The organism is Methylobacterium sp. Leaf118, from assembly GCF_920984675.1.
Taxonomy (GTDB): Bacteria; Pseudomonadota; Alphaproteobacteria; order Rhizobiales; family Beijerinckiaceae; genus Methylobacterium.
This window is the reverse complement of sequence record NZ_CAKLBV010000002.1, coordinates 145,818-169,366: the sequence shown is the minus strand read 5'-3', so window position 1 is coordinate 169,366 and position 23,549 is coordinate 145,818. Positions and strand designations below refer to the sequence as shown.

Sequence of the window (23,549 nt, the reverse complement as noted above, 5' to 3'; positions counted from 1 at the left end):
TCGCGCGGTCGGGCCGGCCGACCGCGGCGCCCGCGCCGTCGGGGCGGGCGGGGGCGAGCCACGCGATCGGGATCAGGGCGGCGCTGCGCGAGACCGAGGCCGCGAACAGGAGCGCGGGGGCGCCCAGCCAGCCGGAGCGGTCGAGCAGGGTCGCGAGCGTCGCGGCCCGCAGCGCCAGCCCGAGGAACAGCGCGGTGCCGCCGAAGGCGCCGATGCGGCTGTCGCGCATGATCTCGAGGCAACGCTCGCGGCTGGCCCCGCCGCCGAACCCGTCGGCGACGTCGGCCAGCCCATCCTCGTGCATGGCGCCGGTCACCAGCGCGAGGGCGGCGAGGGCGAGGGAGGCGGCCACGAACGGGCCGAGCCGGATCTCCCAGGCCAGCACGAGGACGAGGGCGGCCGGCAGCGCCAGGAGGAGCGCGGCCACCGGCAGCATCCGCGGCGCCGTGCGGAAATCCGGCGCGCCGTAGGGCGCGGGCTCGTCGGGCAGCGGCGGGATCGGCAGGCGGGTGAAGAAGCGCAGGCAGGCGGCGAGGTCGTAGACGAGGTCCGCGCCGGGAAAGGGGGGACCGGGATCGCTCACCCCGCGCTCGACCATGCCGGCTCCTCCCCGCAAAGCGCCTCGTCGGACCGGGCGCGCGGCCCGGATCATCGGTCCGGCCGCCTGTACCGCCGGCCCGCGCGCTTCTATAGCGCTCCCCAGCCCGCGCCCGCTACGCGCTCCCTCCGCCGACCCGCGGCTTTTCCGCCGGGCCCGGCGCCGAGCCCCGCTGTTGAGTTCCGCGATGACCGACGCCGCCTCTCCCTTCGCCGACATCCGCCGCCTGATCGGCGAGATGCCCGGCCCCGACCCGGACGCCGCCGCCGCGGTGCGGGCGCGCGACGCCACGCTCACCAAGCCACCCGGCGCGCTCGGGCGGCTCGAAACCCTCGTCGAATGGCTCGCCGCGTGGCAGGGCAAGGAGCGGCCGAGCCTGGACCGGCCGCTGGTCTGCGTCTTTGCCGGCAGCCACGGCGTGACGGCCCGGGGCGTCTCGGCCTTCCCGGCAGCGGTCAACCGGCAGATGCTCGACAATTTCGCGGCCGGCGGGGCGGCGATCAACCAGATCTGCGCCGCCTACGGCCTCGGCTTCAAGGTGTTCGACCTCGCCGTCGACGTTCCGACGGGCGACATCTGCGAAGGTCCCGCCCTCGACGAGCGGGGATGCGTGGCCACCATGGCCTTCGGCATGGAAGCGATCGCGGCGGGCACCGACGGCCTCGCGCTCGGCGAGATGGGAATCGGCAACACCACGGTGGCGGCGGCGATCTACGCCGCGCTCTACGGCGGCGACCCGGCCCACTGGGTCGGCCGCGGCACCGGCGTGGACGAGGCCGGGCTCGCCCGCAAGGCGGAGGCGGTGCGGCTCGCCCTCGCCACCCATGCCGGCCATCTCGACGACCCGCTCGAGGTGCTCGCCCGTCTCGGCGGCCGGGAGATCGCCGCCATGGCCGGGGCGATCCTGGCCGCCCGCCTCCAGCGGGTTCCGGTGGTGCTCGACGGCTACGTGGCGACCGCCGCGGCGGCGATCCTTCACGCGCTCGAGCCCTCCGCTCTCGACCATTGCGTGGCCGGCCACCTCTCGGCGGAGGGAGCGCATGCCGAGGTGCTGGAGCGGCTCGGGCTGCAGCCGATCCTGTCCCTCGGGATGCGGCTCGGCGAGGCCTCCGGTGCGGCCCTGGCGCTCGGCCTCCTCAAGGGCGCGCTGGCCTGCCACCGCGACATGGCGACCTTCGCGCAGGCGGGCGTGTCGGGCCAGGACGGGGTCTGATCCCCGTCCGACGGGGCTGACGCATCGTCGATGGCCCCCGAGACGGCGGGGCCGCTTGATATGAGACCGCCTCAGCCGAGGCCGGCGAAATGCAGCGCGACGCCCGTCGCCGCGCAGGCCGCGAGCACCGGGATCACGCCGAGGCGAAGCCGGAACACCGCCACAAGGGCGGCGGCGCTGAGCCCGAGCGCCGAGACCTGCAGGCTGGCCCAGACCGGCCATTCGAGGCGAAGCCCCAGGCCCGGGCGGAGGACGACGCGCTCGGCAAACAGCAGGTGCAGGGCAAACCAGACCGCGAGGTTGAGAATCACCCCCACCACCGCGGCGGTGATCGCGGCGAGCGCCCCCGACAGCGCCCGGTTCGCCCGCAGGGCCTCGACATAGGGGGCGCCCGCGAAGATCCAGAGGAAGCAGGGCACGAAGGTCACCCAGGTGGTGACGAGGCCGCCGAGCGCCCCGGCGAGGTAGGGATGGAGCCCGCCGGGCGCCCGGAAGGCGCCCATGAAGCCCACGAACTGCGTGACCATGATGAGCGGGCCGGGCGTGGTCTCGGCCATGCCGAGCCCGTCGAGCATCTCGCCGGGCTGGAGCCAGCCATAGGTCTCGACCGCGGCCTGGGCCACGTAGGCGAGCACCGCGTAGGCCCCACCGAAGGTGACGACCGCCATCTTCGAGAAGAACACGGCGATGTCGGCCAGCGCGTGGCCCGGCCCGAGCCCGGCCACCAGGGCGAGAACCGGCACCAGCCAGAGCGCCAGGAACGTCCCGGTGATCGTCAGCGACCAGCGCGGATCGGGCCGGGCATGGGCGGGCACCCCCGCCCCCAGCAGGCTGTCGGCGTCGGGCAGGCCCTGGTCCGCCTGGCCGTGGCCTCCATGGCCGCCGGTGCGGAAGATGTCGGTCCCGGCGCGCGTCCCGGCAAAGCCGATCCGACCCGCGGCCAGCACGATCAGCGGAAACGGCACGTCGAAGACGAAGATCGCCGCGAAGGCGCCCGCCGCGATCCCGCGCATCGCCCCGTTGCGCAGGGCCCGCGCGCCCAGGCGCACCACGGCCTGGAACACGATGGCGAGCACCGCGCATTTGAGACCGAAGAACAGCCCGCCGACGAGGCCGGTGCCGCCGAAGGCGGCGTAGATCACGCTGAGCGCCATGATCGAGACCATGCCGGGCAGGACGAACAGCCCGCCGGCGATCAGGCCGCCCGCGGTGCGGTGCATCAGCCAGCCGAGATAGGTCGCGAGCTGCTGCGCCTCGGGGCCCGGCAGCAGGGTGCAGAAGGACAGGGCGTGGAGGAAGCGCGCCTCGCCGACCCAGCGCCGCTCGTCCACGAGGATGCGGTGCATCACCGCGATCTGCCCGGCCGGGCCGCCGAAACTCAGGAGCGCGATCCGGGCCCAGACCCGGGTCGCCTCGGCGAGGGTGACGCCGTGGCCGGGGATGGCGGAACTGCCGTCCGGCTCCGGCGCCTGCGCCGCGCGCCCTGTCCCGTCGCCTCCCACGTCCCGCTCCCGCACCCCGTGCCGACCGCCGCATCCGAGCGCATCCTCCCGGATCCCGATCGGCGTGTTTCGGAGAGCCGGCATCCGCCTCTCGGGTCGGTGCTATAGAACCGGCCTCGGGGCACGGCGAGAGGGTTTCGAGCGCCGGGGCCGCGACGGCGCCCGCCGCGCCCATCCCCGGGACGCCTCGGCCTCGCGCGACGCCATCGTCAGGCCGGTCGGCGACGATGATCCCGCATCACGGATGGCTCCCGCGACGGCGGGGCGGCGTTGGTGAGCCGAGAGGCTCCGGAGCGCCGTGTCGCCTCACGCCGCCCGGGCGCGCCGGGCCGGGGCGGTCTCGGCGAGGCGCGGGGCGGCGAGATCGACGGCGGCCAGGGCGTCCATGCCGCGGCTCGCCGGAAAGGTGACGATCACTTCGGTGCCCTCGCGGGGCTTGGACTTGAGCTGGAAATGGCCGCCGTGGAGATCGACGAGGCCCTTCACGATCGGCAGGCCGAGTCCCGAGCCCTGTTCGGCGGTCTTGATCGCGAGCGAGCCGCGCCCGAACGAGGACATCACCGTGCCGAGTTCGTCCTCCGGGATCCCGGGCCCGGAATCCTTGACGCTGACATACTGGCCGCCCGAGGTGGTCCAGCCGACCTTGATGACGATCTCGCCGCCCTGGGGCGTGAACTTCACGGCGTTCGACAGCAGGTTGAGCACGATCTGGCGCAGGGCCCGCTCGTCCGCCCACAGGCGGGGCAGGCTGTCGTCGACGAAGCTCTGGAAGGTCTGGCCCTTGGAGCGGGCGCGCAGGGCCATCATGTGGCGGCACTCCTCGACCGTGTGGGCGAGCTGCACCGCCTCCTCGGTCAGGTCGTAGCGCCCGGCCTCGATCCGGGAGAGATCGAGGATCTCGTTGATGAGCGTCAGCAGGTGCATCCCGCTGTCGTGGATGTCGTTGGCGTATTCCCGGTAGGCCGGTGCCGTGTGGGCGCCGAACACCTCGTTCTTCATCACCTCCGAGAAGCCCAGGATGGCGTTGAGCGGCGTGCGCAGCTCGTGGCTCATGGTGGCGAGGAAGCGGGATTTGGCGAGGTTCGCCTCCTCGGCCCGCCGACGGGCCTCGTCGGAATTGGCCTTGGCCTGTTCGAGCTCGGCGAAGATCGCGTCCTTCTCGGCCCGCGACTGCAGAGTGCCGACCGCCGAGTCGTAGAGGCGCCGGGTGAGGCCCGCGAAGAAGAGCTGGCTGCCCACCGTCATGACGACGAGCAGCACCGTGTCCATGTCCTGGGAGAACAGCAGCAGCGAGAGCGCCGCGAGGGTCAGCGGCAGCAGGCCCGAGAGGGCCGCGATCGGCACGGTCGCGGCCAGCATCGTCGTCACCGCGGCGACGATGACGAGGCCGACCAGCGCGAAGGTGCGGGCCTCCGGCGCGCCGGCCAGCAGCATCAGGGCCCAGGTCAGGCTCTGCCCGAACTCGGCGGCGATGAAGGCGCGCCGCCAGCGGGCCAGCGACAGGCCCTCCGGCGCCTGGCGCAGGAAGCGGCGGGCGAGCGCGGCGGTGAGCACCACGGTGCCGCAGGCGCCGGCGCACCACAGGGCGGCGGTGGCCGGCCGCGCCCAGAGCGAGGCCGCGGCGGCGAGCGCCAGCGCCAGCGCCAGGAGGGGCAGGCCGGCCCCCGCCCGGTAGCGGGCGTAGAGGCGCAGCAATTCGTGATCGAAGGCGCGCTCCAACCCGCTCGTCGAGGTCAGGCGCTCGCGGGCCGAGCGCATCTCGCGGGCGATGCCGCGCCGCTTGGCCACCTCTTGCGAAGAGGGACCTCGCCCGCGCTGAACCATCTCCGCTGTGAGGTCGGCCATGCCAATCGGTTCGGTACGCGAGTGGGCCGCCGTCTCGTCCACGGGCCGCCCGGATACGGGGAACCGCACCGTGCCTCGGGAACCGTTAAGAAGCGGCTTCGGGACCCGCGCGAATTGTCTCGATTCCGCCGGGGCGGGGCCCATTCTGTATTCAAGTGCGCTGGCGCACATCGGCGGGCCGCTCATCCGGTCAGAATCGGAACGATTCCAGAATTCGGAGCCAGGCCATGCTGACGATCAACCTGAACGGCACGGCCCGCGAGGTCGATGCCGATCCCGACATGCCGCTCCTGTGGGCGATCCGCGACCGGCTCGACATGACGGGCACCAAGTATGGCTGCGGCATCGCCCAGTGCGGCGCCTGCACCGTGCATCTCGATGGGCAGCCGGTGCGCTCCTGCCAGACCCGGCTCGGCGATGTCGGGGCGGCCAAGGTCACGACGATCGAGGGCATCAACGGGAAGGTGGCCGAGGCCGTGCAGGGCGCGTGGCGCCGGCTCGACGTGGTGCAGTGCGGCTACTGCCAATCCGGCCAGATCATGTCGGCGATCGGGCTCCTGACCGAGAAGCCGAAGCCCACCGACGCGGACATCGACAGTGCCATGGACGGCAATATCTGCCGCTGCGGCACCTATCAGCGCATCCGTGCCGCGATCCACGAAGCGGCCCGCTCCCTCGCGTAAGCGTCTCTCACGCACCGCCCGCTGCGCCATCGCGGCCGGAGGTCGGGCCCCCGGGGATCGGGCGTCCTCGTGAGGCGCGTCCAGCCCCACCCTTCTCGAAGGAGCCCCCATGCTCAAGCTCGACCTGACCGACGCGCCCGTCCCGTCCCGGCGCGCCTTCCTCGGCGCGGCGGCAGGCGGCGCCGTCCTACTCGCCTTCCGGCTCGACCTGCGCGGCGCCCGCGCCGCCGAGGGCGGTCCCGACCTGTCCAAGGGCCCGGCCCAGCCCAACGCCTTCGTGCGGATCGCCGCCGACGACACCGTCACGGTGATGATCAAGCATCTCGACATGGGCCAGGGCAACACGACCGGGCTCGCCACGATCCTCGCCGACGAACTCGACGCGGACTGGGCGCAGATCCGCGTCGCCTTCGCGCCCGCCGACGCGAAACTCTACAACAACATGCTGATGGGCCCGGTGCAGGGCACCGGCGGCTCGACCGCGATCGCCAATTCCTGGTTCCAGCTGCGCAAGGCCGGCGCGGCCGCCCGCGCCATGCTGGTCGCCGCCGCCGCCGACAGCTGGGGCGTGCCGGCCGCCGAGATCACGGTGGCGAAGGGCGTGCTGTCGCACAAGTCGGGCAAGCAGGGCCGGTTCGGCGAATTCGCCGGCGCCGCGGCCGCCAAGCCCGTGCCCCAGGAGCCGCGCCTGAAATCGCCCGCCGAGTGGACCCTGATCGGCAAGGGCGTGCCGCGCATCGACTCCGTGGCCAAGACCGACGGTTCGGCGATCTACTCCCTCGACGTCCGCCGCCCCGGCCAAGTGACCGCCCTGGTTGCCCACCCGCCCCGCTTCGGCGCCAGCGTGCGGCGGGTCGATGCCGAGGCCGCCCAGGGGATGCCCGGCGTCGTCGCCGTCGTGACGATCCCGACCGGCGTGGCGGTGATCGCCCGCGACACCTGGACGGCGATGAAGGCCCGCGAGGCCCTCAGGGTCGAGTGGGACGAGTCCGCCGCGGAGAGGCGCTCCTCGGACGCGATCCTCGCCGAGTATCGGCAGACCGCGACGACGCCCGGCCTCGTCGCCTCGCAGGCGGGCGACGCCGACGCGGCGATCAAGGGCGCGGCCAAGGTGATCGAGGCGGAGTTCTCCTTCCCCTACCTCGCCCATGCCGCGATGGAGCCCCTCAACGCCACGATCGAGCGGGCGGCGGACGGCATGTTCGACGTCTATGCGGGCTGTCAGATCCAGACGATCGAGCAGGCGGTGGTCGCCGCCACGCTCGGCGTCACCACCGACAAGGTCCGCCTGCACACCCAATGGGCCGGCGGCTCGTTCGGCCGCCGCGCGACCCCCGGCGCCGATTACTTCGCCGAGGCCGCCGCCATCGTAAAGGCCTGGGACGGCAAGGCCCCGGTCCATCTGGTCTGGACCCGCGAGGACGACATGGCCGGCGGCTATTACCGCCCGCAGGTCTACCACACGGTCAAGGCCGGCCTCGATGCCAAGGGTCAGGTCGCCGGCTGGCGCCACACCATGGTCGGCAAGTCGATCATGATCGGCTCGCCCTTCGAGGCGATGCTCGTGAAGAACGGCATTGACGGAACCACGGTCGAGGGCGCCTCCGATACCCCCTACGGCCTGCCGGCCTACCGCTTCGAGGTCCATAACGGCCGCGAGGGCGTGCCGGTGCTGTGGTGGCGCTCCGTCGGCCATACCCACACCGCCCACGTCATGGAGGTGGTGATCGACGAGCTGGCGCATGCCGCGGGAGCGGATCCGGTCGCCTACCGCCTGTCGCTGCTGACCCGGGCCCCGCGCCTCTCGGGGGTATTGCGGCTCGCCGCCGAGAAGGCGGGCTGGGGCGGCAAGAACCCGGAGAAGGGCCGAGGCCTGGGCGTGGCGGTGCATCAATCCTTCGGCTCCTACGTCGCCATGGTGGCCGACGTGAGCGCGGGCGAGTCCGGTGTGAAGGTCGAGCGGGTGATCGCCGCGGTCGATGTCGGCGTGGCGGTCAACCCGGACGTGATTCGGGCCCAGGTCGAGGGGGCGGTCGGCTTCGCGCTCTCCTCGGTGCTGCGCAACCGCATCACCCTCAAGGACGGGGTGGTGCAGGAGACGAACTTCGACACCTACCAGCCGACCCGCCTCACCGAGATGCCGCGGGTGGAGGTCCATATCGTGCCCTCCGACGTGCCGCCCACCGGCATCGGCGAGCCCGGCGTGCCGGTGCTGGCGCCCGCGATCTCCAACGCGGTCTTCGCGGCGACCGGCCAGCGCCTGCGCTCGCTGCCGCTCGACCTGTCGAGCCTCCGGGGCGCGTGAGGCGGACGCCCCCCGCCCCGCCGAGGCGGGACGGGGGAGAGACCGCCGACGGGCGCGGTCCGTCCCGCCCCGTCAGCCGATATAGTTCACGAGGCTCATCTCGGAGAGCATCGAGGTGACCTTGTAGCTGGCCTGGAGCTGCGTCTGCAGGCTGACGAGCTTGGCGGCGACCTCCTCGGTCGAGACCGTGTCGACGCCGTCGAGGGCGTTCTCCAGGGTGGCCCGGGTCCCGGTGGCGACGGACTTGGCGTTCGCCATGCTGCTCGCCGCCAGACCGAAATCCGTGCCGAGGGCGTCGAGGCTCGCCGTGCCCTCGCCCTCGGTCAGGAGGGTGCCGACGCGCCCGGCGGTGGCCTGGAAGCGGGCGGTGTCGACCGTCCCGTCGGCGGCGGTGAAGCTCTCGGCGGCGATGGCGCCGAGGCCGGCGAGCGTCCGGCGGATCGCCGCCTCGTTGGCCTGCGCGCCGATCTCGACGGTGCGGCTCGCCCCGACCTGCACGGTCGCGGTCGCCCGCGGATCGGCGGCATCGTCGCCCTGGTACCAGATCACCGTCCGGTCGCTCGCGGCGGAGGCGTAGCCGCTGCCGTCCGCCGCGACGCGCCGGGGCGCGAGTCCGGCGGTGGGCGAGCCCTCGAAGAAGTTCGTCGAGGCCCGCGCGCTCGCGCTCGACGCGAGCTCCGTGCCGGCCGCGCCCGTCAGGGCGTTCCCGAGCGTCCGGGACAGGTTGGCGGCGGTGGCCGCCGGGTCCGCCCCGAGGGCGAAGGTCGTGGTCGAGCCGGCCTCCGCCGTGGCGGCGGCGGTGAGCGTGATCGTCTTGGTGGTGCCGTCATGCAGGCCGAGCTTGAGCGTGATCGTGTCGCCGACGGCCGGGCTGCCGCTCACCGAGAAGGCGAGGGAGGCCGGGCTGCCGCCGTCGAACCGCGCCGACAAGCCGGGCGGCGCCGCGCTCTGGGCACTGGCGATGGCGCCCGCGCCGGGCAGGCTCTTGAGCAGGGTCTTGAGATTCTCGGCGGTCTCCGCCTCGGTGGCGCCGATGGCGAAGGCATCGGCCGCGCCCGCGGCCGGGTTCGTGCGCGCGGTCAGGTCGTAGGTCGCCTGGCTGCCGTCGGGCAGGTTCACCGCCACCCGCACACGGTCGCCGTCGCCGGGATTGGTCGCGAAGACCGGCGTGACCTCGGCGGCCGCCCCCGGGGTCAGGCTCGCCGTGAGCCCGCTCCCGGTACCGGTGGCGCCGAGGAGCGAGAAGCCGAAATTCGCCCGTGCCTCGGCCCCGGCCTCCTCGGTGAGCGTGACGCTCGCCCCGTCGAGGCCCTGGCTCAGGCGGCCGTTGCCGTCCGGCCCGAGCTCGGCCTGTTTCTGCTCGGCGATCAGGGTCTTGAGCCCGGCGAGCCCGGCGGAGGGATCGCCGTTCAGCATCAATTCCCGCGAGACGACGGGGCGCGTGTCCGTGGCCCGCCCCGAGAACACGTAGACTCCGCCCGCCTGCTGGTTCAGGGCGTCGATCGCCGCCGAGAGGTTGTTGTCGGCGAGTTGGACGCTGGTAGCCGGCAGCGCCTTGTTCCGGGAGGTGACGAGGCCGTTGAGGTTCGAGCGGGTGCTCTCCGCGAGCGTCTTGATCTGGGTCAGGCTCGCGCTCGTGAGCTTCACGCGGGTGTCGGCGGAGGCGAGCACCGCGAGGTAGCCCTCCTGGGCGCTGATGGCGGCATGCGCGCTCAGGCTCGTGGTGCGGCCCGTGCCCAGGCCGCCATAGGTCTCGGCGGTGCGCCCGGTCGAGAGCTGCCGCGACAGGCCGTCGAGCGCGCTCTTCATGCCGACGAGGCTCGCCGACTGGCGGTCGAAGCGGTAGGTGCCGGCGGCGAAAGGCGGAATCGTGCTCATGGGTGATCCGTCCTCAGATCCGCAGCAGGGTGTCGAGCATGTCGCGGGCGGCGGTGAGCACGCGGGCATTGGCCGTGTAAGCCTGCTGGAGCGCGATCAGGTTCGCCATCTCCTCGTCGATGTTGACGCCGGAGGCCGAGGCGAAGCGCCCCTGGGCGGTCGAGAGGGCGATGCTCTGGCCCTCGTCGAGGTCCTGCGCCGCCGCCGCCGCCGAGCCCTGCACCGCGATCACGCCCTGCACGAACTCCGCCACGCTGGAGCGCGTCGGCGCGTCGATCCCGCCGATGCCGCTCGCGGCGGAGAAGGTGCGCTGGGCGCCGGTCAGCGCCTCGTAGAGCGCCTGCGGCCGGGTCGCGTCGCCGGTGCTCGTGCCTGAGCCGGAAATGCCGACGAGGCTCGCGGCGTTGCCGGCCACGGCCGGGTTCAGGGTGATGCGCTGGGCAAAGCCCGTGAGCTGCGAGCCGGCATCAAACGAGCCGGTGAACAAGGTGCCGGCCTTGCCGTCGACGAAGAGGGGAATCTGGGCCTTGCCGCTCTTCGTGTCGGTCGCCGAGGTCACCTGGGTGACGCTGGCGGAGACCGCGAGGAGCTTGGTGCTGCCGTTGGCCACGATGCGCACCGCGCCCGCCGCCCCGCCCGACGGCACGGAGACTTCGTAGCCCCCGTCCCGAAGCGCGGCGGCGACGGCCTCGGCCACGGTCGCGGGCCCGCCCTCGCCGGGCAGCCGGAACGGGATCACCGTCGCCTCGGGATCGTCCGTGCCGGCGGCCGGGACCGCGTCCGGCGGCGTGCCGGTGAACGGCATCAGGATGAGGTTGCGCTGGGTCGAGCCGTTCTGGACCGTCAGGGTGACGGCGTTGCCCGCCGACAATCCGGTCAGGTCGATGTCGAAGCCGTTGCCGGACGCGTCGCCGACCGCCGTGCCGGTGGCGAGGCGGTCCGACATCGCCCGGGAGAGGCCGGCGGCGAGATCGTCGAGCTGGCGCTGGGCCTGGGGCAGCACCGTGTCCCGCAATTCCACCGCGGCCGCCATGGCGCCGGAGCGGATCGCGCCCGAGGCGATCAGGTCGATCTGGCCGCCGCCGGGCGTGTTCGCCACGATGGTGCCGACGCCGCTCTGGCTCGGGTCGCTGGAATAGAGGGCGTTGGCCGAGAGCGTGCCCCGGGCCGAGAAGGTCAGCGAGGCGGCGTTGGCGTGGTCGAGCAGGGTGACGCCCGAGCCCGTGAGCACGCTCACGGTGCCGTCGCTCAGCGTCACGGCGTTGATGTCCATGAGCCCGGACAGGCTGGTGAGGGCCTGGTCGCGCTGGTCCTCCAGGTCGGGGCGGCTCGGATCGCTCGTGGGCGTCGCGCCGATCCGGGTGTTGAGCTTGGCCAGGCGTTCCAGCAAGCCGCTGGCCTCCGAGGTGTCGGAGGAGAGCTGCGCCTCCAGGCCGGAACGCAGGGCCTGGACGCCGTTGGCGGCACTGCCGATGGTCGTGGCGAGGCCCGAGGCGGCCGAGAGCACCGTGGCGCGGGCCGCCGTCGAGGTCGGATTGGCGGCGAGCGTCTGGAGCGAGAGCGTGAAGCTGTTGAACATCCCGTCGAGGGCGGACGGGTCGCCCGGCCGCCCGTAGAGCGCGTCGAGTTGGGTGCGGATCTCCGCCATCATCGAGGTGTAGGACGCCCCCGAGGTTTCGGAGCGCAGCTGCTTCAGCGCCGCCGCGTCGATCGCCCGGGCGATCGTGCCGGTGGCGACGCCCGCATTGCCCAGGCCCGACGTGACCGGCGAGAGCGTGCGCCGGACGTAGCCCGCGGTGCCGACATTGGCGATATTCTGCGAGACGACGCCGATCTGCGACTGCGTCACCCGCAGGCCGGCCGTTGCCGTCGTGAGTGCGTCGAAGGCCAAGTCCGCCCTCCGTCAGTGAAAGAATGCGCCGGCCCCGGCCGAGAACCGGGACCGGCCGGGCGGCGTGCCCGTCAGCGGATCACGTTGAGCAGGTCGGAGATCATGGTCTGGGCGGTCGACATGACCCGGGTGTTGGCCGAGTAGGCCTGCTGGGTCACGATCATCTTCGAGAATTCCGCCGCGATGTCGGTGTTCGACTGCTCGACATTGGCGCCGACCACGGTGGTGTCGTTGAGGCCGCTGATCGGCTCGCCCGAGGCGACGGTCTGGGTGTAGTTGCCGAGCGAGTCCGGCTTCAGCCCGTCGGCGTTGACGAACTGCACCACCTCGACCCGGGCGAGGTCGATCACCGAGCCGTTGGAATAGGTGCCGCTGATGATGCCGTTCTCGGCGACCTCGACGGAGCTGAGCGTGCCCGAGGCGTAGCCGTTCTGCTTGAGGGCGTCGGTCTTCACCGTGCCGCTCGACGAGGCGTATTGCGTGAGCCCGCCGCCGAGATCGAGGGTGAGCGGGCCGATCCCGACGCCGTCGACCTCCATGGTCGGAATCGCGACCGTGCCGCCGGTCGGCATCGTCATCTGGCCGCTGGCGCCGAACTGGAAGGCCTGGCCGACATTGGTCCAGCTCGTCTGGTTGCCCGAGACGCTGGCCTTGTCGGCGTAGAACAGGTTCCAGGTGTCCTTCGTGTCCCCCGAAGCGTTGGCGACCTTCGCCCAGCGGGTCTGCACGCTCACGGGCGCGCCCGCGGCGGTGTAGACCGTGAGGGAGGGGCCGGCCACGCTGTTGTCGATCAGGGACTGGGCATCGGCGGCCTCGACCTTGCCGGTGCCGGTGCCGTCGAGCACTCGCGGGTCGGCGGCGCCGTCGGCGGGGGGCGGCAGCAGGCCGTTATTGGCCTTGGCGCCGGCCGTGGTCGGCGTCTTGGGCAGGTTGGCCTCGTAGGTGATCGTCGTCGTGGCCTTGGCCGGCAGGATCGCGCTCGAGATCTGGATCGGACCGGTCGAGACGGTCTGGCCGGTCACCGGATCGAGGCTCGCGCCGGTGAGGTAGGAGCCCGCCCCGTTGACGAGGTAGCCGTCCTTGTCGGGGGCGAAGTCGCCGCGGCGGCTGTAGAGGTTGGTCGGGGAGAAGCTCGACGCGCCGCCCGCATCGGTGGTCTTCTTCTGAACGACGAAGAAGCCGTTGCCGTTGAGGGCCATGTTGGTGGACACGCCCGTGTCCTTCATGTTGCCCTGGATCGTGTTGGTCAGCTCGGAATAGGCCGCCACCGAACCGGCGACCTGATGCTTCGCGTTCCGCTCGGCGATGAGATCGACGAAGCTGGTGTCGATGCGCTTGTAGCCGGTCGTCTGCGAGTTCGCGATGTTGCCGGAGATGTTGTCGAGGGAGAAGGCCTGCGCCCGCAGGCCCGAAACCGCCGTCTGCAGCGCGGAAAACACGTCCATGGTCCTGGCCCCTCCTGGAAGACCGCCCGCGGCGGATCCCTGTCGAGACCGGTCAGCGCAACCCCCATGCCAGAGCTAAGTCATTGATATTTCTGATGCGACCGTCGTCGCACTCGGCAGATCCGGGCCCGGTTCCGGGGCCGGGCGGCAGATTCTGCCGGGGCCCGGCGCGTTTACGGCCCGTTATCGCGCCACCCGTTACTGTCCGGTCAGGCCTGCCCCGTCGGACGAGACACATGAAGAGCAAGAGGACGAGCCTCGTCCACCTGATCTACTTCTCACGCTTGAATCTCTCGGCGGACCCGGCCGCGCGCGCCAAGCAGATCGGCGAGATCACCCGCCAAGCCCAGAAGAAGAACGAGTTCGCCGTGATCACGAGCTTCCTGATCATCGACGGCGTGTTCGCCCTGCAGGTGATCGAGGGCGAGCGCCAGTCGGTCCACGAGACCTTCCAGCGCGTCGCCAGCGACAGCCGCCACCGTGACGTGCAGATCGTGGAATGGCGCGAGATCGCCAAGCGCGAGTTCGTGACCTCCTTCACCACGGTGACGCGCGCCCCGACCAACGAAATCCACTTCGCCAAATCCGGTCTGCTGCCCATGCTCCAGCGGGGCACTCCCAAGGGCAGCCTGATCCACGGCCTCGCCGTGACCCTCCAGGCCGAATCGATGGCCAAGCAGGGCATCGATCATCTGTTCGTGTGAGCGAACCGCCTTTCAAGGCTCCTGAGATCCCATGAGCGACAGCAATCCCATCCTCATCGTCGACGACCAGCCCAAGCTGCTGCGGCTGGTCATCGAGCTGATGACGCGGCTCGGCTTCCCCGAGGTGGAGGGCGCCTCCGACGGCCCCGAGGCGCTCGCCCGTCTGCGGGAGCGGCGCTACGCCCTCGTGATCTCGGACCTCGCCATGGAGCCGATGGACGGCCTCCAGCTCCTGCGCGAGATCCGGGCCGACGATGCCCTGATGAACACGCCCTTCATCCTGACCGAGACCTCGTTCGACTTCGAGGACATCAACCTCGCCCACGTGGCCGGCGCCGACGCCTTCATCCTGAAGCCGTTCGACATCAACCTGCTCAAGACCAAGCTGAAGCAGGTGCTCAACCGCAAGCCCCGCCGCCGCGAGGCGCCGATCCCGGCGGAATCGACCCTCAGCCAGGAATTCCCCCTGCTCGGCAAGTTCTGAAGGCGACACCGCCGCCGCCGGGCCCTCCTCCCCAGGCCCGACTCGCCAGGCCCGACTCGCCAAGATCGCCTCGCCAAGATCGCCTCGCCAAGCCCGCGTCCCGGACTGCCGGGAACGCGGGCGCGCGCTCAGGCGATCCACGGCCTCCGCGGCCTCGGGCCCGTCAGAGCACGAAGTCGGTCTCCTGCAGGGTTTGGGGGCCGCGCAGCAGGATCTGGAAGTCGGCCGCGCCGTTCCCGTCGACATCGCCCTCGACGAGGGTGTCGGCGCCCAGCGCCACCTGATGCAGTTCGCCGGCCGTGTTGGAAAAGGCGCCCGTGACCCAGGTGAAGGCCTGGTTGCCGACGGCGCCGGCCGTGGTGTTCGCGTCGATCATCGAGAGATCGATCCGGTCCTGGCCGGCGACGAAGTCGGTGATGATGTCGCGCGCCACCCCGGGTCCGCTCTCGGCGAGGGATCCGAACACGAAGGCGTCGGCCCCGCCCGCCCCGGTCAGGGTGTCCTTGCCGCCGCCGCCCGTCAGGCGGTCGGCCCCGTCGGCGCCCTGGATGGCGTTGGCCCGCTCGTTGCCGGTCAGCACGAGGCCGACCATCCCCTTCGCGGCCCGCAGGGTCTCGATCTCCTGGCCGGCCCGGAGCGTGTAGTTCACGCTCGCCCAGACGGTGTCGTTGCCGCCGCCGCCGCTCCCCTCGAGGACGGTATCGGCCATCGTATCGACGAAGTAGGTGTCGTTGCCGCCCAGGCCGACGAGGATGTCGCTGCCCCCCGCGCCGTCCAGGCGATTGGCGGCATCGTTGCCGATGATCGTGTTGGCGCCGGCCCCGCCGGTTCCGCCGATGGCGGCCGAGCCCGTCAGCACCAGGGTCTCGATCGATTGCTGGCCGACGCCGTAGGAGACCGAGGCGTAGACGGTGTCGAGACCGGCCCCGGCGGTCTCGTAGGCGAAATCGCCGGCCTGGTCGGCATAGTAGGTGTCGTCGCCGCCGCCGCCCCTCAGGGTGTCGCGCCCGCCCCGACCGTCGAGGATGTTGGCGCCCGCATTGCCGATCAGGGTGTTGTCGCGATCGTCGCCCGTGGCGTCGATCGCGGCCGAGCCCTGCAGGGTCACCGTCTCGATGAAGCCCGTCACCTGCCCGGCATCGCCGAGATCGACGCTGACCGACGCCAGGATGCGGTCGATGCCGGCATCGTAGCCCACCCGCTCCACGACCCGGTCGCCGGCATTGTCGAGGACGTAGATGTCGTTGCCGCCGCCGCCGATGAGCGTGTCGGCCCCCGCCCGTCCATCGAGGCGGTTGTTGCCGCCGTTGCCGGTGATGACGTTGTCGAGGGCGTTGCCGTATCCGCTCGAATGCGGGTTTTCGGCACCGAGATATCCCGAGAGGGTGAGATGCTCGAACTCGCCCTGGAGGCGCGGACCGGCCACGAGGTCGAACGTGCCGGTGCTGATGACGGTGTCGATCCCGCCCGATGCGCCGGTCTCCGTTTCGATCAGCGTGTCGGTGACATCGACGAAATAGGTGTCGTCGCCCGCTCCGCCGATCAGCCGGTCCGCGCTCTGGGGGCCGAAGGAGAAGCCGGCGCCGCCGAGATAGTCGTTGCCGTCCCCTCCCCTGAGCGTGTCCTCGAACGCCGAGCCCTCCAGGGTGTCGTTCCCGGCCGTGCCGGTGAGGGTGACGGCGGAGGTGGCGTTGTAGGCCCGGATCCAGACATGCTCGCCGGACAGTTTCAGCTTGGTCGAGAAGTCGATGGTGCCGCCGGCAGCCCCGCTCAGATCGAACCAGATCAGCTTGTTGGCATCGCCGCCGGTGATGGTGGCGAAGGCGTTGAGCTGGGCCAGCTGGACGTAGGTGACCCGGTTGCCGGCGACCAATCGCTCCATGTTGAGGAAGGTCGCGGTGCCGAGATCGCCCAGCGGACTGACGAAATTCTCGTTGAACTGGAAGGCGTAGACGGTGTCGTTTCCGGAGCCTCCGTCGAAGGTCCCGGCTTGGGCGCGCAGGTAGAAGCTGTCCGCGCCCGCGTCTCCGAAGAGGGTGTCGGTCCCCCCCGGCTCCGGCCCGGAGGAACCGGCATATTGACGGTTGACGGCGAAGAACGTGTCGGCGCCCCCACCCCCGCGCACGGTGTCGTCGTAGCGCGAGTTGAAGAAGGCGTCGTTGAGACCGGTCCCGACGATGTCGTAGCCCGAATTCAGGCCCTGCGCGACGACGCGGATCGCCTTGCCGGGCGCCATCCGCTCCGCGAAATCGATCGTGCCGCCGTCTCCGGTCAGGGTGATGTTGATCTGCGACAGGCTGGGACGCGCGCTCGTGATCGTCGAGAAGGCGGCGAGCTGCGCGATGCTGGCACCGAACTCACCGGATTCGATCGACAGGATCTCGACGTTCTGGAAGTTGAGCTGCCCGAGATCGAAGCCGTAGGCGACCACGGTGTCGGTGTCGGCGCCGCCATCGATCAGGCCGCGGGTCACGGCGGTGGAGACGTTGAGCAGGAAGGTGTCGTTGCCGCCGAGGCCCCGGAGGGTGTCGTTGCCGCCGGTGAAGCCGAAACCGTCGTCGCTGTCGTATCCGTCGAACAGGTCGCCGGTTCCGGTCCCGTTTCGGATTTCGTCGTCGACGGTGAGACGAAAGGTAGCCATGATTTTGCGCTCCCTGCCTCTTGTTTCGGCACCATAGCAGACGCCTTTCGGAAATCGAGACGTTTTGTCGGCATGTGCGACGCCGTCGAACCGCCCAACCCCGTGTGCCGATGTCTGATTTCCCCGCAGGCTTAGTCTGCATCCGACAACTGCTGCGGCCTCGATCAAGCAATCGTCCGTTGCGAGACCATCCCGGAGGCGGGCGATGATTCGCCTCGTCTGGACGCCCACGCCCGACCACCGTTATCGCGCGCGCGATCTCTCGCGCCTCGTCCCGGAATGGGTTTTCGGAACACCGCTCTTGTGCGGTGCGTGGGTCTCCCTCCCGCCGGATCAGCGCGGAGGGGCCCGAGGGGCGCGGGGCCGATCGCAGCGATGCGTCGATCGAGGGCCGGGCCCGACAGTCCTCAGCGCTTGAGGCGCCCGATCCAGTCCGTGATCGGCGCGAGTACGGAGGTGGCGACGGAGGCCGCCCAGCTCAGCGCCTGGCTCGAGAGCGATCGGTCGCGCCCGGCGCCGTCGACCATGGCCGCCGCCACGTAGGCGTTCTCGTGGTCCTGGCACTCGTCGAGGGCGTTGCGCTGGTTGCCGGCCCGGCTCTGCCCGGTCGGCTGATGCGTCATGGCCTCCCGCAGACAGCGATGCCACGCCTGCTCCAGCCGCTGCAATTCGTCCCGGGTCGCTCCCGAGACGGCCGGAGCCGCCTGCGAACCGGTGCTCAGCAGGACGAGGACGAGACTGAGCATCGGCGGTCGCATGACGGGCTTATCGCCGACAAGGACCAGCCTCGGCAAGAACGGAGAGGCAACACCAGCGCGCCGTCTCAACGAGGCCGCTTTCCGGCCCCGGGGTGGTGCCGGAGGGGCGCGTCGATCCCGGCCCCACCCAGTCGACCGCCCATGATCGCGACCGGTCGATCAACCGATGCGCCGCGAATGCAGTCGTCTCATCCGTGGGTTGCGTGATCTTTCAGCAACGGAAATCGATTTTCCCAAATCGCCGGATTAAAAGCATTGAGATGCCCGCACATCGATTACTATGAATACGCGAAGGCCACCCGAAAGTGGCCGCTTAACAAATCTTGGGGATTCGCCGCCATGGTCGACTTCGTTTGTTACGGTTCTGGCGATGCACGCACCTTGGATCTCTATGATTTTGCCAGAGGTCCAGCGTTTTTCTATGATCAGTCGGCGACCTCCTTCAAAGTTGCCTACGGCAATGGCAATGTTACGATCTTCGAAGGATATGGCTTCGCCTATGACCCGATGACAGGCGCCCCCATCGCCGGGACGACGACCTACGGCCTGCGTACGGTGAACGGCGAGCCCTTCGGTCTGGTCACCGGGATCAGCATCACGATGGAACAGGCCTCGACCTACATCGCGATGAACGACCCTCAGGCCGTGAATCAGGATGTCTTCAAGGGGAACGACCGCATCACCGGCTCGATCTTCGACGATTATCTGGACGGCTGGGGGGGAGCGGATTGGTTGTACGGGGGTGCCGGCAACGATACCTACATCGTCGACAATATCGGCGACCGCACCGTGGAGGCCTCCGGCGCCGGAACCGATACGGTCCGCAGCAGCGTCAACTACACCCTTGCGGCCAATGTCGAGAACCTGGTGCTGACCGGCACGAACGGCCTCAGCGCCACCGGAAACAGCGCGGCCAACGCGCTCACGGGCAATGCCGGCGCCAACCGTCTCGATGGCGGCGCCGGGACCGACACGATGACCGGCGGAGCGGGCGACGACACCTACCTCGTCGACAATGCGGGAGATCGGGTGATCGAGGCGACGGGCGGCGGCCGGGACGCGGTCGCGACGTCGGTCAATTTCACCCTCACCGCCGGCCAGGAGATCGAGGAACTGCGGGTTCTCCAGTCGGTCGGTGACGGTCCGATCAACCTGACCGGCAACGCGCTGGCCCAGACGATCATCGGCAATAACGGCGTCAACATTCTCAACGGTGGCCTCGGCAACGACGTTCTGACCGGCCGGGGCGGGGCCGACACCTTCGTCTTCGCCAACTCCCTCAGCTCGACCAACGTCGACCGCATCACCGACTTCGCGGTCGAGGACACGATCCAGCTGTCGAAGAGCATCTTCACGGCGCTCACGACGGGCGAGCTCGACCCGAGCAGCTTCAAGAACATCACCACCGGCACGATCGATGCGGATGACCACATCCTCTACAAGCAATCGACCGGCGAGCTGTTCTACGATGCGGACGGCGCAGGCAGCGGCCTGAAGGTGAAGTTCGCGGTGCTCGACAACAAGGCGGCGCTCACGGCGGCCGACTTCCTCATCGTGTGAGCGTGCCTCACAAAACGCCGGGTCGCCGACCGTTCCCCTCGGGCCATGACGGCGCAGCCGGAGTTTCGTGAGGGCCCCGAAGCCGGACCGAGAGGGTGCCGGCTGAGACGGCGCCCCCCGAGAGGGTGGGCGGATCAACGGGCGGCCGGCGGCGAGTCGGTCTCCGGCCGCCCCCGAACCCCGGCCCTGCCCGGCGCCCCTCGTCCGTGCCGGGGGAACGCGGTCAGGCTCTGCGAATCGCGGCAGCGAATTCCGCAGCGTCCTGACGCGTGCGGCAGAGCAGCCAGAGATCGTCGTGCGCGGAGAACCGCTCGTCGAACAGGTCGATCACCGCGGCGGGCGCTTCCGCGAGATCCGGCCAGTGATACAAGCGCAAGCCGAGCGCCTTGAAGATCGGCAAAGCGGGCGCGAGATCCCAGAGCTTATGGTCGAACGTCGTCGCGTCGAGACGGCCCGACGCCACCAGGGCCGCGTCGGCGATCGCGCCGCTCTCACACCACGGGAAGAAGCCCTGCTCATAGTCGAGGACGAAGCGCTTCGAGGCGTTGCAGAGCCAACCGACGTGATAGGTCCGCGCCGTCGGCAGCGGAATCGGCCGCAGCGCCTCCGTCCTGCGTCCGCCCAGGGTCGGCGCCCAGGCGGCGCGCCCCTCGAACGCCGTCAGCAGCAATCCCCGCGCCTGATCCGGCGGCACGGCCATGCCGATCCGGTCACGGGGTTCGCTCCAGGCCGGCAGCAGGAGTACCCCGATCTCCGGCGCCCCGCCCCGGCAGGCCGCGATCATCGTGCCCCATCCGTTGAGGCCGCCGGCATAGGGCTTCGTCCCATCGATCGGATCGGCGATGAAGGTCCATTCCTCCTGACGGAGCAGGGCCGCCGCCTCGGCCCGGCCCAGGGATCCCGCCGTCTCCTCCTCGATCAGGCGCGGCCCGAAGCGCGCGTGCAGCATCCGGCTGATGGCGAGATCGGCTTCGGTCAGGGCCTGTCCGAGATCGCCTGCCTTGTGCGACACGGCGAGGCCGGCGGCCCGCATCGTCAGGGCGATCGCCGCCGCCTCCTCGACGAAGGTGAGCATCCGATCGAAGAGGGCGTGGTCTGCTGCCTGATCCGTCATCCTGCCCCGTTTCTCCCTCAGTCCATGCCGGCCCCTTCCGGGCCGCTGCGATGCCTGAGCCGGCACCGGCGCCATGCCGGACCCGTGCCCCGGCGCCGCGTTCCGGCCGACCCATGACGCCGCCTCCCCTCACCCTGTACGATGAGGCCTGCGCCCGTCTGTCCCTCTTCGACGACGTCCCCGAGGACATTCTGGAGCGGCTCGCGGCGGGGGGCTTCGGGCGCGGGCTCCTGACGGCCTCGCTCCGTGCCCGGCTCCGCAAGGCCGGATACACCGACCTCGGGATGCTCGCACGCGCCACGCCGGCCGAACTCATGGCGGTGCGCAAGGTCGGTCCGCTGCGGGTCGAGGCCATCCGCGCCCATCTCGTCGGCGCGCTGGCGCGGCTGGCCCCGGGCGCCCGCGCGGCCCACGGCCGGGAGGCGACCGACCAGCGCCGCCTGGACCGTTGTCGCGCCGTTCCGGTGGAGCGGCTTCCGCTCGATCCCGCCCTCGTCGCGCGGCTCGGCGAAGCGGGCGACCACTGCGCCGATCTCGCCCTGCGGCCGCGTTTCGCGATCGCGCGCGCCCTCGCGCTCTCCGCTTCCGACCTCGACCGGATCGTCGCTGCCCTCGCCCGGATCGTCCTGCCGGATCGGCCGCCCGTCCCCTCCGCCGCAACGGCGCCGGAGGAGGAGGCCGGAGGGGCGGCGCAGGGGATGCGGGCGCGGGCTGCGTTGCAGGAGGCGCGCGATCGCGAATGGGACGCGGCGGCGCCGGCGCGTCCCGCCCGGCCCGCCCGCACGACCTGACGCGCCGGAACCGGGGACGGGCGCGGACCCCGAGGTCATCGGTGCGAGGGCCGGCCGCCACAGCCGTGCGATCTCGTTGAACAGGCCGAGCGCCCGCCGGGTTCTCGCAAGAGCGTCGTCCCGAAAACGGTTTCCGGCTTGCGGGACGATGCGAAACGAGAACCGCGCGGAACGTCCCGGATCCGAATCCCGAGGCGATCCCCGCGCGCCAAACCGGCACGATCAGGAGGAACCCCATGAAACGGATGGCAGCAGCGCTCGCCGGCGCATTCCTCGTCGCGACAGCGGGTCAGGCTTTCGCGGGCGGCCCGGGATCGCCCGGCCCCAGCAATTCCGGCACCGCGAACAGCACCGGTGCGAAGGATGCCGGCTCCGGATCGTCCCCCGGCTCGTCCGGCAGCGGGCCGACCACCGGCGACAAGAGCCGCTCCGGCACCTCGAACAGCACCGGCGCTCAGGATGCCGGCTCCGGATCGTCGCCCGGATCGGCGGGAACGGGCACCGGCTCGGGAACGCGCTGACGCGTCCGCCGCCCTTCCGCTCACGCGGTCAGCAAAAAGCCGCCTCCCGAGGGAGGCGGCTTTCACAGAGAAAGATCGGAGGCCGACCGCTTACTTGATCTTGGCTTCCTTGAACTCGACGTGCTTGCGCGCGACCGGGTCATACTTCTTCATGACCATCTTCTCGGTCTGCGTGCGCGAGTTCTTCTTCGTGACGTAGAAGTAACCCGTGTCGGCGGTCGAGACGAGGCGGATCTTGACGGTGACGGCCTTGGCCATGGGGTGGCGCTCCAATGTTGTCGGACGCGGTTCGCTTCCGTGGCGGCGCCAGCGCGCGAAACGCAAAAGGCCGGGAAGCCCCGGCCGAATTCCGGCGCGTGAATGCCCGATGGGGTGCCGCGCGTCAAGATGGGCCGCGCTCCGGGCAGGGTTCGGCGCCCCTGGGACCGACCCGCGCGGGACCCGTCGCGAGCCCTTGCCCCACCGCGTCCGCGGCGGCGGCCGGTCCGTCGCGCCAGCCCAGCGACACGCCGCTCACCGTGGTGGGTAGACATGCTCCTCGGACGGGAAGCGTCCCTCCCGGACCTCGTCGGCATAGGCCCGGACCGCGCCCTCGATATGGGCGCGCAGGGACCCGTAGCCCTTGACGAATTTCGGGGCGCGCTCGCTCAGGCCGAGCATGTCCTCCAGGACCAGGATCTGACCGTCGCAGGCCGCGGTGGCGCCGATGCCGATGGTGGCCGCCGTGACGGCCGGGTCGGTCGCGATGACCCGCGCCACCGGCTCGACGATGCCTTCCATCACCAGCGCGAAGGCACCGGCTCGGCTGATCGCCCGCGCATCCTCGAGCAGCCGCGCCTCGTCGCCGGCGCCGTGGCCCTGCACGCGAAAGCCGCCCATCGTGTTCACGGATTGGGGCGTGAGGCCGATATGGCCCATCACCGGCACGCCGCGCTCGGTCAGGAAGGCGACCGTGTCGGCGAAGCGCGCGCCGCCTTCCATCTTGATCGCGCCCGCCCCGGTCTCCTTGAGGACGCGGGCGGCGTTGAGGAAGGCCTGCTCCCGGCTCGCCTCGTAGGAGCCGAACGGCATGTCGACGACGACCAGCGCCCGCGAGGTCCCGCGCATCACCGCTTGCGCCTGGACGATCATCATCTCCAGGGTCACCGGCAGGGTCGATTCCATGCCGTGCATGACCATGCCGAGCGAATCGCCCACGAGGATGAAGTCGCAATGGGGATCGAGAATGCCCGCCGTGTGGGCGTGGTAGGCGGTCAGGGCGATGATCTTGCGCCCCTCCGCCTTCCGCTTGGCCAAGTCGATCGCCCTGAGGCGCCGGGACTGGACTTGCTGCGACATGGCTCGATCCGGGGAGAGGCATCCGCCGACCCGGATGGGTCACGGATTCACGATCGGGGATGTCTATAGCTCCGTTCGTGCCGGTCCTGGCAAGCCCGCCGCGGGGGCGCTGCGGAAAGAGATGTGGCCCGGAGGCGCCGGCCTCCTGTGTGCGGTGGCGTTTGCCGCCCCGCGATGCCCGTTTCGGGCGTTTCCTCCCTAGACGTCGGACCACCTCCGGGCCCGCCGCTTTTCCGCCACATCCGGCCCGCTGTCAACAGCCGAGCCTGTTTGTCACC

Annotated in this window: 19 protein-coding genes; 8 read left to right on the top strand and 11 right to left on the bottom strand. The window is 70.9% G+C overall.

Features of this window, described 5'->3' with window-relative positions:
- Positions 1-598 (bottom strand): adenosylcobinamide-GDP ribazoletransferase (locus LW587_RS01955; RefSeq protein ID WP_232627923.1); only part of this gene is annotated, 598 nt, incomplete at its 3' end.
- Between the two features lie 187 nt (positions 599-785).
- On the opposite strand from LW587_RS01955, the gene cobT reads away from it, so the two are divergent.
- Complete coding sequence (gene cobT / locus LW587_RS01950) at positions 786-1,811, top strand: nicotinate-nucleotide--dimethylbenzimidazole phosphoribosyltransferase (protein WP_232627922.1); 1,026 nt, start codon at positions 786-788, stop codon at positions 1,809-1,811.
- 71 nt (positions 1,812-1,882) lie between these two features.
- On the opposite strand, the gene chrA is transcribed toward cobT, so the two are convergent.
- Both chrA and LW587_RS01940 read right to left on the bottom strand, forming a co-directional pair.
- Positions 1,883-3,397 carry a chromate efflux transporter gene (gene chrA, locus LW587_RS01945; RefSeq protein ID WP_232627921.1) on the bottom strand — a complete coding sequence of 505 codons (1,515 nt, stop codon included), beginning with the start codon at positions 3,395-3,397 and terminating at the stop codon, positions 1,883-1,885.
- Between the two features lie 222 nt (positions 3,398-3,619).
- Positions 3,620-5,158 (bottom strand): sensor histidine kinase, encoded by a 1,539-nt coding sequence (locus LW587_RS01940; RefSeq protein WP_232627920.1) that lies wholly within the window; start codon positions 5,156-5,158, stop codon positions 3,620-3,622.
- Positions 5,159-5,385: 227 nt separating this feature from the next.
- Between LW587_RS01940 and LW587_RS01935 the strand changes: the two genes are divergently transcribed.
- Together LW587_RS01935 and LW587_RS01930 are read left to right on the top strand one after the other, a co-directional pair.
- The gene (locus LW587_RS01935) at positions 5,386-5,841 is read left to right on the top strand and encodes a (2Fe-2S)-binding protein (protein WP_232627919.1); all 456 of its coding nucleotides are present in this window, start codon (positions 5,386-5,388) and stop codon (positions 5,839-5,841) included.
- A 109-nt stretch (positions 5,842-5,950) separates the two neighbouring features.
- Positions 5,951-8,146, top strand: coding sequence for a xanthine dehydrogenase family protein molybdopterin-binding subunit (locus LW587_RS01930; RefSeq protein ID WP_232627918.1), 2,196 nt, complete (start codon positions 5,951-5,953; stop codon positions 8,144-8,146).
- A 72-nt stretch (positions 8,147-8,218) separates the two neighbouring features.
- On the opposite strand, the gene LW587_RS01925 is transcribed toward LW587_RS01930, so the two are convergent.
- From LW587_RS01925 to LW587_RS01915, 3 genes are all read right to left on the bottom strand, one after another.
- Positions 8,219-10,024, bottom strand: coding sequence for a hypothetical protein (locus LW587_RS01925; protein WP_232627917.1), 1,806 nt, complete (start codon positions 10,022-10,024; stop codon positions 8,219-8,221).
- 13 nt (positions 10,025-10,037) lie between these two features.
- Positions 10,038-11,915: a flagellar hook-associated protein FlgK gene (gene flgK / locus LW587_RS01920; RefSeq protein WP_232627916.1), complete on the bottom strand. Its 1,878-nt coding sequence runs from the start codon at positions 11,913-11,915 to the stop codon at positions 10,038-10,040.
- 71 nt (positions 11,916-11,986) lie between these two features.
- A complete protein-coding gene (locus LW587_RS01915) occupies positions 11,987-13,360 on the bottom strand; it encodes a flagellar hook protein FlgE (RefSeq protein WP_232627915.1) in 1,374 nt (457 codons plus the stop codon).
- A 236-nt stretch (positions 13,361-13,596) separates the two neighbouring features.
- Between LW587_RS01915 and LW587_RS01910 the strand changes: the two genes are divergently transcribed.
- A complete protein-coding gene (locus tag LW587_RS01910) occupies positions 13,597-14,064 on the top strand; it encodes a BLUF domain-containing protein (protein ID WP_232627914.1) in 468 nt (155 codons plus the stop codon).
- Positions 14,065-14,095: 31 nt separating this feature from the next.
- Entirely contained in the window at positions 14,096-14,548 is a 453-nt protein-coding gene (locus LW587_RS01905; protein WP_232627913.1) for a response regulator, read from the top strand.
- Between the two features lie 163 nt (positions 14,549-14,711).
- Here LW587_RS01905 and LW587_RS01900 read toward each other — a convergent pair whose 3' ends face one another.
- Positions 14,712-17,189: a calcium-binding protein gene (locus LW587_RS01900; RefSeq protein WP_232627912.1), complete on the bottom strand. Its 2,478-nt coding sequence runs from the start codon at positions 17,187-17,189 to the stop codon at positions 14,712-14,714.
- Positions 17,190-17,596: 407 nt separating this feature from the next.
- Complete coding sequence (locus LW587_RS01895) at positions 17,597-17,947, bottom strand: hypothetical protein (protein WP_232627911.1); 351 nt, start codon at positions 17,945-17,947, stop codon at positions 17,597-17,599.
- Between the two features lie 507 nt (positions 17,948-18,454).
- On the opposite strand from LW587_RS01895, the gene LW587_RS01890 reads away from it, so the two are divergent.
- Entirely contained in the window at positions 18,455-19,507 is a 1,053-nt protein-coding gene (locus LW587_RS01890) for a calcium-binding protein (RefSeq protein WP_232627910.1), read from the top strand.
- Between the two features lie 223 nt (positions 19,508-19,730).
- On the opposite strand, the gene LW587_RS01885 is transcribed toward LW587_RS01890, so the two are convergent.
- On the bottom strand, positions 19,731-20,621 hold the full coding sequence (locus tag LW587_RS01885) for an inositol monophosphatase family protein (RefSeq protein WP_232627909.1): 891 nt from the start codon (positions 20,619-20,621) through the stop codon (positions 19,731-19,733).
- Positions 20,622-20,734: 113 nt separating this feature from the next.
- Here LW587_RS01885 and LW587_RS01880 point away from each other — a divergent pair, with 113 nt between their 5' ends.
- Both LW587_RS01880 and LW587_RS01875 read left to right on the top strand, forming a co-directional pair.
- Positions 20,735-21,412 (top strand): hypothetical protein, encoded by a 678-nt coding sequence (locus LW587_RS01880; RefSeq protein WP_232627908.1) that lies wholly within the window; start codon positions 20,735-20,737, stop codon positions 21,410-21,412.
- A 245-nt stretch (positions 21,413-21,657) separates the two neighbouring features.
- A complete protein-coding gene (locus LW587_RS01875) occupies positions 21,658-21,933 on the top strand; it encodes a hypothetical protein (RefSeq protein WP_442919079.1) in 276 nt (91 codons plus the stop codon).
- A gap of 90 nt (positions 21,934-22,023) precedes the next feature.
- Here the strand turns inward: LW587_RS01875 and rpmG are convergent, their stop codons facing one another.
- Both rpmG and panB read right to left on the bottom strand, forming a co-directional pair.
- On the bottom strand, positions 22,024-22,191 hold the full coding sequence (gene rpmG / locus LW587_RS01870) for a 50S ribosomal protein L33 (RefSeq protein ID WP_003602581.1): 168 nt from the start codon (positions 22,189-22,191) through the stop codon (positions 22,024-22,026).
- A 255-nt stretch (positions 22,192-22,446) separates the two neighbouring features.
- Complete coding sequence (panB, locus tag LW587_RS01865) at positions 22,447-23,271, bottom strand: 3-methyl-2-oxobutanoate hydroxymethyltransferase (protein WP_232627906.1); 825 nt, start codon at positions 23,269-23,271, stop codon at positions 22,447-22,449.
- Between the last annotated feature and the right edge of the window lie 278 nt (positions 23,272-23,549).

Bases quoted from the DNA above. Each gene is read 5' to 3' on its own strand.
- cobT (WP_232627922.1), top strand. From the start codon at position 786: ATGACCGACGCCGCCTCTCCCTTCGCCGACATCCGCCGCCTGATCGGC.
- chrA (WP_232627921.1), bottom strand. From the start codon at position 3,397: ATGCCGGCTCTCCGAAACACGCCGATCGGGATCCGGGAGGATGCGCTC.
- LW587_RS01940 (WP_232627920.1), bottom strand. From the start codon at position 5,158: ATGGCCGACCTCACAGCGGAGATGGTTCAGCGCGGGCGAGGTCCCTCT.
- LW587_RS01935 (WP_232627919.1), top strand. From the start codon at position 5,386: ATGCTGACGATCAACCTGAACGGCACGGCCCGCGAGGTCGATGCCGAT.
- LW587_RS01930 (WP_232627918.1), top strand. From the start codon at position 5,951: ATGCTCAAGCTCGACCTGACCGACGCGCCCGTCCCGTCCCGGCGCGCC.
- LW587_RS01925 (WP_232627917.1), bottom strand. From the start codon at position 10,024: ATGAGCACGATTCCGCCTTTCGCCGCCGGCACCTACCGCTTCGACCGC.
- LW587_RS01915 (WP_232627915.1), bottom strand. From the start codon at position 13,360: ATGGACGTGTTTTCCGCGCTGCAGACGGCGGTTTCGGGCCTGCGGGCG.
- LW587_RS01910 (WP_232627914.1), top strand. From the start codon at position 13,597: ATGAAGAGCAAGAGGACGAGCCTCGTCCACCTGATCTACTTCTCACGC.
- LW587_RS01905 (WP_232627913.1), top strand. From the start codon at position 14,096: ATGAGCGACAGCAATCCCATCCTCATCGTCGACGACCAGCCCAAGCTG.
- LW587_RS01900 (WP_232627912.1), bottom strand. From the start codon at position 17,189: ATGGCTACCTTTCGTCTCACCGTCGACGACGAAATCCGAAACGGGACC.
- LW587_RS01895 (WP_232627911.1), bottom strand. From the start codon at position 17,947: ATGCGACCGCCGATGCTCAGTCTCGTCCTCGTCCTGCTGAGCACCGGT.
- LW587_RS01890 (WP_232627910.1), top strand. From the start codon at position 18,455: ATGACAGGCGCCCCCATCGCCGGGACGACGACCTACGGCCTGCGTACG.
- LW587_RS01885 (WP_232627909.1), bottom strand. From the start codon at position 20,621: ATGACGGATCAGGCAGCAGACCACGCCCTCTTCGATCGGATGCTCACC.
- LW587_RS01880 (WP_232627908.1), top strand. From the start codon at position 20,735: ATGACGCCGCCTCCCCTCACCCTGTACGATGAGGCCTGCGCCCGTCTG.
- LW587_RS01875 (WP_442919079.1), top strand. From the start codon at position 21,658: ATGGCAGCAGCGCTCGCCGGCGCATTCCTCGTCGCGACAGCGGGTCAG.
- rpmG (WP_003602581.1), bottom strand. From the start codon at position 22,191: ATGGCCAAGGCCGTCACCGTCAAGATCCGCCTCGTCTCGACCGCCGAC.
- panB (WP_232627906.1), bottom strand. From the start codon at position 23,271: ATGTCGCAGCAAGTCCAGTCCCGGCGCCTCAGGGCGATCGACTTGGCC.